The following is a 13,646-nucleotide window of genomic DNA, read 5'->3' on the forward strand; positions in this document are numbered from 1 at the left end:
AGTTTTGGGTTCTGCAAACAGTTGCTAAGGTTAAGATACTAACAACCTGTATAACCGCAAAAATTATAGAGGGTTTCTTTAGCGTGACGAACCCGGAAATCGGCTTAACCCTGGGTGACAGGCCGATTTGACAGTTTTTCCATTATATTCCTGTTTTCTTCACGATCTTTATTATGGGCCATTATGTGATTGCAAGGAAACAAATTGGTAAAACGGGCTGTATTAAAGGAATGGCACCAACGTTAGCTATTCCAAATATCCCAGGCCTTTTCCGCCTGTAGTTCCAACATACGCAGACCGTTACATATTGTAGCACCATGTGATTCCCCTTCCAACAAAAATGCGGTCTTGGACGGATTATAGATAAGGTCGTATAATAAATGTTCTTTATTGAGAAAGGGGTAGGGTAGTGCCGGTTTTTTTGCTACATCGGGAAAAGTACCCAATGGAGTGCAGTTTATGATAATTTGATATTGCTGTACGGTTTCCGCATTTACATCCGTATACCTGATTTGGTCATGAGTGGGGTTTCGGGATACAAAGCGGTAGGTTATTCCCAATTGCCTCAATACAAAGGCAACTGCTTTCGAAGCTCCCCCTGTACCCAATATTAAGGCATCTGTATGGTGTTTTGCCAAAAAGGGCTCCAAGGATTTTTGGAATCCGAATGCATCCGTATTGTACCCGATCAATTCTTTTCCCCTCGGTTTAATGGTATTAACTGCACCGATTTGCTCTACGGTTTTATCCATTTCGGTCAAAAAGGGGAGTACCTCTTCCTTATAGGGAATGGTTACGTTCAAACCCTTTAGTCCTTGGGTATTGCGGACAAGTTCACGAAACTCATTAATATGTTGAAGATCAAAATTTTCATAGGAATGCTCGCTCAACCCCATGTCGGCGAACTTTTGGGTAAAGTATCCCTTGGAGAACGAGTAGGAAATGTTTTTTCCCACCAAACCATATCTATTTTTCTTGTTTCCTGTATTCACCATACCATTCTAGTCCCAATAAAACAAAAATTCCTACCATCACAAAAAAAAGGGCCCACCAAGTTTCCGGATTTTCAAAATCCGGAAAATACCGCTCATAGTTCACAATAATCGGCTTTCCGTTAGAATCCAAAAACATTTCTCCCATGGCATCCGTCTTAAAGATGGTTTTCTTCCAGGGCCATACTACTCCAAGGGAACCCGTGATAAAACCGATAATGACCGCGGTGGTTATATGCTTGTAGTGTTTAAGTACATAACTAAGGATATGGGAGAGGGTTACCAATCCTGCTGCGGAGCCTGTGGTAAAAACAGCCAAAATGGTAAGCGTTTTTAGCCGCTCATCGTTTTTCATAAAGCTAAAGTCACCCTTAAACACTTCGGCAAACGTATCATAAAGGGCATTTACCGAATCCACAAGCAACAGCACATAGTTTCCAAGTAATATCAGTATAAACGAACCCGAAAGTCCGGGCAAGGTCATTCCGGAAACACTGATCATTCCGCAGAGAAAAATGAAGATTAAGTTGTCATTTTCCCTGGCAGGGCTCAAAAAACTAATAGAAATACCTACCAGGAGTCCCAATACGCCGGCAGGGATGGTTCGTTTGTTCCAGTGGCCGAAATCCTTGGAAATATAGTAGATGGATCCCAAGATCATTCCAAAAAAAGCGGCCCAGACAAACAATTCCTTACGTTCCAAAAAATAATCCAGCAATTTAGAAACGCTAAAGTAGCTGACTAACATTCCAAATATGAGGAGGGATAGAAACTGCCCGTTTACATATTGATAAAAACTTTTAAATCTACCATTGAACAAGAGTTTAAAAGCCTTTCCGTTAATTTTCTGAAGTGAATAGATGAACTCTTCATAGAATCCCCCAACAAAGGCTACAATTCCCCCAGAAACCCCGGGCACTTTATTTGCAGCACCCATAAAAAGCCCTTTCAGCACCAGAAATACCTTATCCATAAATGTTCTTGGGTTGTACATAAGGAATGTGGCTTTATTTTTTCGAGGCCGTTTTTTCTAAGATAAAAATAAGGGAAAAACCAACGATCGCGGCAATTACGGCAGGTATAATTTGATTGTCCCCTTCAAACAAAAATGGAGAAATATTTTCATCAAGGGTTATGGTCTTACTACCTATCTGTTTTGTTTCCAAAACTTTTTTCCATGGCCATATTTTGTTTAAAGAGCCTAAGATAAAACCTGTTAAAATAGCCAAGGTTATGTTCTTGTAATGGTCGAACATCCATTTTAAAAGTCTGGCAAAGCTCAAAAGCCCGAAGATTACGCCCAAGGTGACCGTTATAAGGATTTTGAAATTCTTATCGTCCACTGCATCCAAAACGGTCTTATAGGAACCTAAAAGCACCAAAATAAAAGAACCCGAAATACCAGGTAATATCATGGCGCAAACCGCCAATGCTCCGGAAAAAAATAAATAGGGAAGGCTATCCGAGTTTTGCGAAGGTGGAAGGGTAGTTACAAAATAGGCCACAATGGCGCCAAATACCAATAATAAAACGGTAACTGCCCCCCATTTTTTTATAGCTTTTGCCACAAACAGAACACTTGCCAATACCAGTCCAAAGAAGAAGGACCACAAGGGAATAGGTTTGTTTTCCAATAACCAAGTAATCAATTTGGAGAATGAAAAAATGCTTATCAACATTCCCAAAAACAGCGCGATTAAAAAGTTACCGTTCAATTTTTGCCAAAAAGCCTTGAAACCTTCTTTTCGCCAAACGCCGATTAGGCTAGGGTGTACATTGTTGATAGAAGTGATAAGTTCCTCGTAAATACCGGCAACAAAAGCTATGGTTCCCCCTGAAACTCCAGGGACAAGTTCGGCCACACCCATGGCCATTCCTTTAAGTACGATGATCAGGTGTTGGAAGGGGTTTCTATTTTCCATAGGGATAAAAAAGGCAAAAATAGCTTTTTTATCTCGAAGCCTTTTTACAGTTGGAGATTATAGCATGTATCCATTCCAAATGTTGGAATTGTGTAAATTCCTTTTCGAACAGGTGCAATTTTTCAAAATCCGTATTTAATGCGTCCATTAGACAGATACGGGCATTTACAGTGTCCTTGGCAGACAAGTATAACCCCACCATTTTGTATTGGATTTCCGCACTTTCCGGATAAAACTCCTTTCCTTGTGACAAAATCTGTATTCCGGCCGGGATGTCATCGTTTTTCAACAATACATCCGCCCATTGCAACCAAGTCTCCAACTCATAATTACCCAGCTCTACGGTTTGCTTAAAGGCAAAATCCGCTTGTTCATAGTTTTTAAGACAAGCATTGATCAGGGCACATTTTTTCCAATAGTGTGGGTTTTCCCCATCAATATTCAAGGCTTTGTTAATGTAGTATAAGGCCTTTTTGTAATTGTGTTGTTTTCTATAGAAATCTGTAATGGCCAACCAACCCTTATCCAACAATGGGTCTTCATGGACAGTCTGGTAATAATAGTATTTTGCCATTTCGTCATTACCCAGTTTTTCATGACATTTGCCTATACGCAAATAAGCATGGGAGGTTGGATCTTCAATTTTTACGGTCGTCTCGTAATTTTCAATGGCCTCTTTATACTTACCCAATTTTTCCAATACCTTGCCCTTTTCAAAATAGGCTCCTATGAACGAATCGTCCGAAATTATGGCAAAATCGAATGCCGATAATGCTTCAGGATACATTTCCTTGGTAAAATACTGTTTTCCAAGCTGATGCCAAGCCACTTCGCAATAGGGATTGCGTTCTAGATAATCGTTAAGATAATATATAGCACCATCGTAATCTTCCAAAAACTCAAAACAATAGATAACGTTGTACAGGGAGGAATAGTCCTGTTCATCAAAATTAACGCATTTCATAAAGCTTTTCTGTGCCAATTTAAAATCATCCATAAAAAGATACTCCATGCCCAGAAGCGAATGGATATCAAAACTATTTTCGGCCAACTCCAAGGCCTTCTGCAGCAATAATACAGCTGCTTCGTGGTTGTCATTTTTGGAATGGATATTGGCCCTTTGGATATAGATTTCCTCGTTGTGGGCATCCAAGAGCTGAAGTTCGTCCAAAAGCTGTTCCGCCACTTCCAAATGGTTTTCAAACACAAGAACCTCTACTTCCAATAGTTTCAATTCAATGCTTCCCGGGTGCTGTCGCAGGCCTATTTTTATGGCCTTTTTGGCCAAGGCTATTTTGCCGTGGTTGAGATAGTGGTGTATAATTTCCTCAAAATCTTCCGCGTCAAAGAAGTAGATATCATCCGTTTTGAGCATGGACTCGAACTTGGCCACGGATTGGCCCGGTCTTTCGTTAGAATCTAACGCCATAGGAACGTTTTGGTTAAACTATGGAATTAAAAGTAATCTTTTGGAGATACTTTTCATTCTTCATTTGGGCTATATTATTAACAAATTAGTTAACAAATTATTGCTCGTATGCTGTCAAAACTTCGAGAATAACAGCACATCCTTTCTGTATTTCTTGCTCGGATATGGTCAGGGGAGGTGAGATTCTGACTGCTTTTGGCTCGAACAAAAGCCAAAAAAGAATCAACCCTTTTTTAGCACATTCCAGTACAACATAATTGGCCAATTCCCCACTTTCCATAATAAGGGCCAATAATAATCCTTTTCCTCTAACCTCTTGTATAAGACGATGTTTTAAGAGTTTTCTGAACAATTTTTCCTTTGCCAAAGTATCTTGCATCAATGTACTTCCGGTAATTTCTTGGAGTGTCGCCAAACAGGCCGAGGCAATTACGGCATTTCCTCCAAAGGTGGTGATATGCCCCAGTTTGGGACTGTTCTGTAATGTGGCCATCATTTCCCTTGACGCCGTAAAGCCCCCAACAGGTAATCCGGAGGCCATGGCCTTGCCCATTACTAAAATATCAGGGCTACAATTATAATGCTCAAAAGCAAACAACTTCCCCGTTCTTCCAAACCCGGGCTGTATCTCGTCCAATATCAATACGCTACCTGTTTGATTACAACGTTCCCTTACTTTTTGCAGATAACCATCCTTCGGAACAATGAATCCCGCTCCACCCTGTATCGTCTCCAAAACCACCGCAGCGGTCTTTTCGGTAATTTTTTGGACATCGGGCAAGGAGTTAAAATGTATAAAACGAATATCGCTCAACAAGGGTCTAAAGACACTTTTTCTATCCTCATAACCCATTATGCTTAAACTCCCCATGGTATTTCCGTGGTAGGCTCCATGAGCCGCCACAATTTGTGTTCTCCCCGTAAAACGTCTTGCCAGCTTCAAGGCTCCTTCCATGGCTTCAGTTCCGGAATTTACCATATAGGTGGTTTCTAATGGAGCTGGAAGTAACGAAGCGAGTAATTTGGTATAGGCCACCACCGGTTTTTGGATATACTCTCCATAGACCATAACATGCATATACTTTTCTACCTGTTCCCGTACGGCATCAACTATTTTAGGGTGACAGTGCCCCAGTCCACAAGCGGATACCCCTGCCACAAAATCCAAATGGGCATTGCCCTGGGAATCATAAATATAGCTTCCCTTGGCATGTGATACTTCTAAACCTAAAGGGTTTGGGGTGGTCTGCGCTTGATATTTTAGAAAATCTTCTTTCATGCTTCGCCATAGAACCTGTCCGGTTTTCAAAACCTTATTGGGGCTATATGATGTGTTAATTCACCTTTACTTTTTGGACTTTTGGCCGTGTGGTGGGTTCCGGGGCCTGATCATTTTGGCTGGGCGGAATCTCATTTATTGGGTCTCCGGCATTTTTGGTACGGTTTTCCTCCTCCGCATCAATATCAATTGGGTTGTTAACGCCTTGAATAGTTACCAATTGAATATTGTTATCATCCTCGTCAAAGATATCGTCCTTGGTCATGATACGTTCATCACCGCGCCAAATAAATCCTTTTAGCTTTCTACTTTCCTTGGGCAGATCTTTTTCCGGAAAAATATCCCCATCCGGGTTCACAAAAAAAGTAAGATCTTCCACATCGTTATTGACCATGGTCATCCGTATGGCGCTACATATGGTCTTGTCGATTCCCAAGAGCTCATCATCATCATTGTACATATAGTAAATTACCTCGGTATTTTTTATTAAGTCAATGATTTTGAGTTCATTATCCTCGAACTGTCCGAATAAATCCTTCCCCTTGGCCTGATTGTACCCTTCCATACTAATGCTGTCCAAGGAAATGATAAAGGCATTGTTAATTACTTTTAGGGAATCCAATTTTTCGGTCTCCAAATCCGATATGAGATGAATGCTATCCCCGGTCATCTGGTTTTCACCATTCCAGATAATGGGATTGCGGATAAGCTGGGTAAGTCCCGTTCTTTCCTCGGTATGAATGGAATCGCATTTTCCGCTCATATCGGTCTTATAGAATCTTGCATTTCGAAATGCCCTTGAAATACGATTTTCAGGTTTACCCGTTACCATTAAGGTATCACCATGAACATATAGGGAATCTTGTTCCAATAAAGAAATATATACCGCCCGCTTGGTGGCAAAAACGGAATCCTTGGCCTTGAATACCTCCGCATAATGCGCCCTAATGATACCATTGTTTACTGTGTCCGTTACTTTGATGTTGTTGGTAGCAGAAGCAAATTCCGTGGCTTTGTCAAAGAACACGCTATCTCCTTCAATGATGCGATTGTTGTAATCTATCCTCGTGTTTTTAATTCCGTAGCCGCTCTCGACCTTCGTATCATAGAATCCCCTTTCACAATAGATTTTGTATTCCTCGCCCGTGATGGTAGAGGGGCCGTACATGTAGGCATTTTTTGTGGTTTCGTAATAATCCAGCCGTTCAGAATCCATTATGTATTGGGGATTCTTAATATGTACGCTATCCAGGAACTGGTATTTTTTTAGTTCCATAAAATAGCGACCTATTTCACTGGTCAAGGTGTTGGCCGAATCCACCACGGTACCAAAACTATCATAATAGGATTCCTGTTTTTCCCGATCAAAATATAGGGTGTCCGTCCGTAGTGTGGTTTGCTGATTTTCCTGTTTGTTTTCTAGGATGACGTTTTCCCATGCCTTGGCCAATTTGTTTTCACCGTCATAGTCTATTTTTCCACTGGTCAATAATACCGAATCCCCTTGTTGTAAGCGGATATTGCCTATGGCCTTTAATCTGTTTTCTTTTTGGTAGTGGATGGCAATATCACACCATAGGTCGGCACCTTCATGTTCAAACTGGACTTGCCTGTCGTCCTTGCTAAAAATAAAGGCACCAGGAAACTGCTCTTCATCCTTAGTGAAGTTAGCTCCATAAATGATGTTGATTTGTTTACTTTCAACTGAATCGCCTTGTTGCTCCTTTATCGCGGTTTGTGATAAGCCGATCGCAGTCCAAATAGAGAATAGACCAAAAAAGAAGTATTTTTTCAATCGTAAGATTTTGCCCCAAAAATAGGATTTTTTCAACGAGGACACCTAGGGATTAGGATAGATTTAATACGATTCAATTTTAAGCAATAAGGCGTAGGTCCAACGATCAGAGTAGGACCCATACACGTTCTTACGGAGTAATACTTAAAAATCCCTATAGGCCGATTCCAAATACTGGTTCGCTTCCTCTTCCGAGAATCTTGCCGTCTTGGCATCCCAATGTAGGGTCTTGTTCGGAAAACGTCCGGCGATTACCCCTAGGAGTATAGTTTCAGTCAATCGGGAGGCGTATGAAAACGGTGCACTACAGTCTCCTGTTCCCAAACAGGCATCCACAAATTGGTGGTAGTGTTTTTTGCCTTCGGATTCGTAATCCCTTACAGGGGCTCCTAGATTAAAGGATTCAATGTCCATTTCTTTGTACTGGCCATCAACTATTAATTGGGGAAGCTTCTGAAAATGGGGAAGATACAATCTTCCTTTTTCTCCCATAAACATTGCCCCTTGGTCGTGAAGTTGCTCACCATTGGGCAATTCTAGGTCTTTATGTTTTTCAGGCGCTCCGGGGCCATCATACCAAACCCATTTTAGCGTCTTGTCCGTGTGTTTGGTTCCCGGAAATTCATAGGTAACCACGTTATTCTGAGGGTAGGCGAATCCATTGGGTTTTCTACATTTATTTTTTATGGTTTTGGGTACATCCAATTCCAAGGCATTGTACGGGGTATCAAAAATATGCACGCCCATATCACCCAATGTACCGCAACCATAATCCATTAGTTTTCTCCAATTGCCTGGATGATAAATATCTTTCTTATAGGGTCTTTCCGCAGAAGTTCCCAACCATAGATTCCAATCCAAGTTTTCCGGAATTGGGTCTTCACCTTGGGGCGCGGGGCCATCATATCCCCAGTTTTTAGGAGACCATGCCCTTACGGTATGCACTTTTCCAATAATTCCGGACTGAATTAACAAGGTCGCCAATTTGTAATCATAAAAAGAATGCACCTGAATGCCCATTTGGGTCACCAGATTCTTTTCTTTGGCCAACTTTTTCATAGCTCTGGCCTCGGAAACATGATGCGTTAACGGCTTTTGGCAATATACGGGCTTGTCCATACTCATGGCCAACATGGAAGCGGGTGCATGTGTATGGTCCGGAGTGGAAACGATTACGGCATCAATATCATTTGCCATTTCCCGGAGCATAAGCCTATAGTCAGAGTACGTCTTTGCATTGGGGTGCAGTTTAAGGGCAGCGGCCAATCGTGTAGCGTCCACATCACATAAAGCGGTAACATCCACCAGCTTATGGGAAGATATGGCCTTTAGGTCTTCCATACCCATACCACCAACCCCAATGTGCGCGGTTCGTAAACGTCCATTCCTTCCAATTTTTCCAAGAAGGGAGGGGGCCAATGCCACACCCAAAACCCCTAAGCCGCTCTTCTTTACAAATTCTCTTCTATTCGTTTTATTGCCCATAATGCCTTCAAGTTTGGTTCTCTTCCTTTATTTTTTGGTTAGATCTTTTATGCGGATGTTTCGGAAACGTACAACATCGCCATGTCCCAAAAAGCCGATATGCCCCTTGTTTCGCTCTAATCCAGGGTGCTCTTTTTTATCCATTGTTCCATCTTTACTTGCTTCAAGAAAATCGGAATCGACAATGGTGGTTCCGTTCAAATTGATTTTTATAGAAGAACCCCGGACGATTACCTCCTGTTCGTTCCACTCACCCACGGGCCTTAAAAAACCTTTTTTAGCTGGTATAATACCATACACCGATCCATGATATTGATAGGGTTGGAGTTCTGCATATTTTTTTGCCGTATTATCCAATATTTGCAGTTCCTTGCCCACATAGGCCGCATCCCCTTCCAATGGCGCATGGATACCCAATCCGTTATTAGCTCCCGGAGTCAGTTGAAATTCAAACCGAAAGTTAAAATCACTATACTCGTCTTTAGTAAACAAATTTCCGCCGCTACCACCGCCATTCGGATCTACAATGATCATACCGTCCTGGGCCCTATAGGATTCTTTGTTCCCGACCCAACCATCCAGGTTTTTGCCATTAAAAAGTTTAGTAAATCCCGCATCCATTGGTTTTTGACCACTACCGGGAAGAAAAACAAAAATGCAGATTACCAAGACAATTCCGGAAATATTGATTTTTTTCATAAAATGGGATTAAGCCTATTTATATTTATCTAGCGATGTATGGTTTGCGTCCTATCCGGCCCAACGGAAACAATTTTTATGGGTACTTGTAACTCTTCCTCCAAAAAGTCAATATACTTATGCAAGGTTTTAGGAAGTTGCTCGGCCTTTTCCATTTGGGTCAAATCTTTTTCCCAGCCTTCCATTTCCATATAGATCGGCGTTACGTTTTCGCTTTCAATATTATAGGGTAAATGTTCAATTTCCTTGCCCTTGTAGTTGTAGGCCGTACAGACTTTTATGTTCTTAAAACCACTTAGTACATCGGCTTTCATCATCATCAATTCGGTTACACCATTTATTCGGACTGCATATTTAAGGGCTACGAGATCTAGCCAGCCACATCTTCTCGGCCTTCCCGTTGTAGCACCAAACTCATTGCCTACGCGCCCCATGGTCTCACCGTCCCCATCAAATAGTTCAGTAGGGAAGGGACCACTTCCCACCCTTGTGGTATAAGCTTTAAAAATGCCCTTTACATCGCCTATCTTATTTGGGGAAACACCCAATCCCGTGCAGGCACCGGCCGCAGTGGTGTTGGAAGAGGTGACATAGGGATAGGTCCCAAAATCAATATCCAACAAGGACCCCTGGGCACCCTCGGCCAATATTTTTTTTCCTTGGGTTTGTGCCTGGAATAGATATTCCTCGCTATCTATAAATTGTAGTTGTTTTAATGTCTCAACGGCATTTAGGAATTCGGTTTCAAGTTCTTTTAGATCATACTGGATTTCTACGTTGTAAAAATCGATCATGGCCTCGTGCTTATCTGCCAAGGCTCTGTATTTTTCTTTCCAGCCATCCAGTTCCAAATCTCCAACACGCATACCGTTACGCCCGGTCTTGTCCATATAGGTAGGGCCGATTCCCTTCAAAGTTGAACCGATTTTGGCCTTTCCCTTGGCGGCTTCGGAAGCGGCGTCCAAAAGTCTATGGGTGGGTAAAATGAGGTGCGCTTTTCGGGAAATCAAAAGTTTTGATTGGAAATCTATATTAAATTTCCCGAGTGCGTCCAATTCCTTTTTGAAGATTACAGGGTCTATGACAACACCATTACCAACGATATTAATGGCGTTTTTGTGAAAAATCCCAGATGGAATGGTGTGAAGTACATGTTTTATCCCATCAAATTCCAGTGTATGTCCTGCGTTTGGCCCTCCTTGAAAGCGGGCTATGATATCATAATTTTTGGTCAGTACGTCTACAATTTTTCCTTTTCCTTCGTCACCCCACTGCAGGCCTAACAATAAATCTACCGCCATGTATACTTTTGGTTAGTTATTTGACTTTTCTTCTTGGTTTTTTGTGCCGTAAAAGTAAAGTGAATGCGTATTTATCTTGATATCGAAAACCTCTTCAATGGTTTTTTTGATAGATTGGATCCTGGGATCGCAGAATTCCATAACCTCACCCGTGTCCGTTAGGATAACATGGTCATGTTGTCGATCAAAATAGGATTTCTCATATTGGGCCTGATTTTTTCCAAATTGATGTTTCCGCACCAATTTGCATTCTAACAGAAGTTCAATAGTATTGTATAAAGTGGCCCGGCTTACCCTATATTTTTTGTTCTTCATGTTGATGTAGAGGGATTCTATATCAAAATGATCATCACTATCATAAATTTCTTGAAGTATGGCATATCTTTCGGGTGTCTTCCGATGTCCATTTTCCTCTAGAAAAGTGGTAAAAACGCTTTTTACTATTTCTTGGTTCTTATTGGCACTCATTACATTTTTCCAACAATGCTAAACCACAAAGGTACGGTTAAAATTTAAATTCGGGATACTTTGTCAATGCCTTCTATACGCTTTAAATTGGCAATCAATTTTTTAAGGATACCATTGTTTTTTACCACTACGGTAATCCTTCCTGTAAATGTACCGCCTTCTGTACTAAAGTTAAGATTACGCATATTTACATGCATATCGTCGGAGATTACATCTGTAATATCACTTACAAGCCCTAGGTTGTCGATGCCGGTAAGCTGAATTTCCGATTTGAACTCTTCTTGCGTAGAATCTATCCATTTGGCACTTATGATGCGATAGGCGTAATTGGATTGAAGTGATATGGCATTGGGACAGTTTTTCTTATGGACTTTTATGCCTTCGTTCACACTGATAAAACCAAAGACATCGTCCCCGGGTATGGGATTACAGCATTTGGATAATTTATAATCCAACTTCTCTTCGTCCTTGCCAAATACGAGCATATCGTATTTGGAGGTTATCTCATCCTTGTCAATATCCTCAGGGACGGAGTGCCTACGAATTTTGTTTTTAAAGAAACTGATAAAGGCATTACTATAGGAAGAAGCAAATTCCTTGATTTTTTGGTTATCTATGGCCCCGATTCCCACTCGATAAAACAAATCCAGACTGGTCTTGAGCTTAAAATAAATGACCATTTTGTTTACCACATCCTCGCTAAGAGTAACCTTTTGGGATTTCAACTTTCTTCGCAGTACTTCCTTACCTTCCTGGGCAATGGTTTTCTTTTCCTCCCGTAGGGATGATTTTATTTTGGCCCTTGCCCTCGCTGTAGTGGCATAGTCCAACCAATTCTGATTGGGTTTGGCTTGGTCCGAGGTAATTATTTCAACTTGATCTCCACTGTTTAAGGTGGTGTTTAGCGGAACTAATTTACCATTTACCTTGGCACCTCGGGTGCGCATCCCTACTTCGGTATGGATATTAAAGGCAAAATCTAGAGGTGTGGCTCCTTTGGGAAGCGATTTAAGTTCACCCTTTGGGGTAAAGACAAAAATTTCCTTAGAGTAAAGGTTCAATTTAAATTCCTCTACAAAATCTACGGCACTACCGTTGGAATTTTCCAACGCCTCCTGAAGACGGTTTAGCCAAACCTCTATACCCTGTTCCTTTTGCTCCCCATGCTTGTACTTAAAATGGGCAGCATATCCCTTTTCCGCAATTTCATGCATGCGTTCACTGCGTATCTGTACCTCTACCCAATTTCCCTTCGGCCCCATAACCGTTATATGAAGCGCCTCATAACCCGTAGATTTTGGTGAGGAGATCCAGTCGCGCAGTCGAACCGGATTGGGTGTAAAATGATCCGTTACAATAGAGTATATTTTCCAGGCCAGAAATTTTTCGTTCTGCTTATCGGATTTATAAATGATTCGGATGGCAAACTTGTCATAGATTTCGTCGAAGGAGACACTTTGCGTCTTCATCTTTTTCCGAATGGAAAAGATAGATTTCATCCTACCTTTTATGTAATAGTTGAGACCTTCCTTTTTAAGTGACTTGTCAATGATGCTGGAAAAGGCATCTATATAATCCTGTTGTTCAACTTTGGAATCCTCTATTTTCCCCGAAATATCTTTATAGACTTCCGGTTCCGTATATTTTAGGCTAAGGTCTTCCAGCTCGGTCTTGATGTTATAAAGTCCGATACGATGGGCCAAAGGTGCATAAATATAAAGAGTCTCGGACGCCATTTTCACCTGCTTATGCTCTGGCATGGCATCCAGGGTGAGCATATTATGATATCGGTCCGCAATTTTTATAATGATTACCCGTACATCATCATGCAGGGTCAATAGCATTTTTCTGAAGTTCTCCGCCTGTTGGGAGATGTTCATGTCTTTTTTAAGGTGTGCTATTTTTGTTAGGCCATCCACAATACGGGCCACGGTCTCCCCGAACATACGTTCTATATCGTCCAATGTATACTCGGTATCCTCAACAACGTCATGCAATAGGGCAGAGGCTATGGAAACCGCATCCAGACCTATTTCCGAGGCCACGATCTTCGCTACGGCAATGGGATGAAAGATATACGCTTCGCCAGATTTTCTTCGTTGATTTTTATGGGCGTCTACCGCTACCTCAAAAGCAGATCGTATCAGTTTCTTGTCATCACTGGACAAGGTCTGATAGCTTATGCGTAGCAACTCCTTGTATTGCTTGGCAATCTGTTTGTTCTCCTTTTCTATGGTAGCCTGAGTCATACTATATTAAAATTACCACAATCCTAA

11 protein-coding genes are annotated in these 13,646 nt (G+C 41.5%); all 11 read right to left on the minus strand.

Annotated elements, in window-relative coordinates; genetic code table 11:
• Positions 1–242 precede the first annotated feature (242 nt).
• The 11 genes from D7Z94_RS23700 to D7Z94_RS23750 all read right to left on the minus strand — a co-directional run bounded on the left by D7Z94_RS23700 (position 243) and on the right by D7Z94_RS23750 (position 13,619).
• Positions 243–995, minus strand: coding sequence for a shikimate dehydrogenase family protein (locus D7Z94_RS23700; RefSeq protein ID WP_120714136.1), 753 nt, complete (start codon positions 993–995; stop codon positions 243–245).
• A complete protein-coding gene (locus tag D7Z94_RS23705; protein ID WP_120714137.1) occupies positions 967–1,986 on the minus strand; it encodes a DUF368 domain-containing protein in 1,020 nt (339 codons plus the stop codon). Before D7Z94_RS23705 ends, D7Z94_RS23700 begins: the two co-directional genes overlap by 29 nt.
• 13 nt (positions 1,987–1,999) lie before the next feature.
• On the minus strand, positions 2,000–2,914 hold the full coding sequence (locus tag D7Z94_RS23710; RefSeq protein ID WP_120714138.1) for a DUF368 domain-containing protein: 915 nt from the start codon (positions 2,912–2,914) through the stop codon (positions 2,000–2,002).
• A gap of 28 nt (positions 2,915–2,942) precedes the next feature.
• Entirely contained in the window at positions 2,943–4,343 is a 1,401-nt protein-coding gene (locus tag D7Z94_RS23715) for a tetratricopeptide repeat protein (protein WP_120714139.1), read from the minus strand.
• 97 nt (positions 4,344–4,440) lie between these two features.
• Positions 4,441–5,622: an aspartate aminotransferase family protein gene (locus D7Z94_RS23720; RefSeq protein WP_120714140.1), complete on the minus strand. Its 1,182-nt coding sequence runs from the start codon at positions 5,620–5,622 to the stop codon at positions 4,441–4,443.
• A 55-nt stretch (positions 5,623–5,677) separates the two neighbouring features.
• Positions 5,678–7,372 (minus strand): OstA-like protein, encoded by a 1,695-nt coding sequence (locus tag D7Z94_RS23725; protein ID WP_245967304.1) that lies wholly within the window; start codon positions 7,370–7,372, stop codon positions 5,678–5,680.
• A 189-nt stretch (positions 7,373–7,561) separates the two neighbouring features.
• Entirely contained in the window at positions 7,562–8,902 is a 1,341-nt protein-coding gene (locus D7Z94_RS23730; RefSeq protein ID WP_120714141.1) for a Gfo/Idh/MocA family protein, read from the minus strand.
• Between the two features lie 27 nt (positions 8,903–8,929).
• Positions 8,930–9,601, minus strand: coding sequence for a 3-keto-disaccharide hydrolase (locus D7Z94_RS23735; RefSeq protein ID WP_120714142.1), 672 nt, complete (start codon positions 9,599–9,601; stop codon positions 8,930–8,932).
• Positions 9,602–9,630: 29 nt separating this feature from the next.
• Positions 9,631–10,902 carry an adenylosuccinate synthase gene (locus D7Z94_RS23740; RefSeq protein WP_120714143.1) on the minus strand — a complete coding sequence of 424 codons (1,272 nt, stop codon included), beginning with the start codon at positions 10,900–10,902 and terminating at the stop codon, positions 9,631–9,633.
• Positions 10,903–10,914: 12 nt separating this feature from the next.
• Positions 10,915–11,370 carry a Fur family transcriptional regulator gene (locus D7Z94_RS23745; RefSeq protein WP_120714144.1) on the minus strand — a complete coding sequence of 152 codons (456 nt, stop codon included), beginning with the start codon at positions 11,368–11,370 and terminating at the stop codon, positions 10,915–10,917.
• A 44-nt stretch (positions 11,371–11,414) separates the two neighbouring features.
• Complete coding sequence (locus tag D7Z94_RS23750; protein WP_120714145.1) at positions 11,415–13,619, minus strand: RelA/SpoT family protein; 2,205 nt, start codon at positions 13,617–13,619, stop codon at positions 11,415–11,417.
• Between the last annotated feature and the right edge of the window lie 27 nt (positions 13,620–13,646).

It is taken from the genome of Ulvibacterium marinum (assembly GCF_003626755.1).
Lineage (GTDB): Bacteria > Bacteroidota > Bacteroidia > Flavobacteriales > Flavobacteriaceae > Ulvibacterium > Ulvibacterium marinum.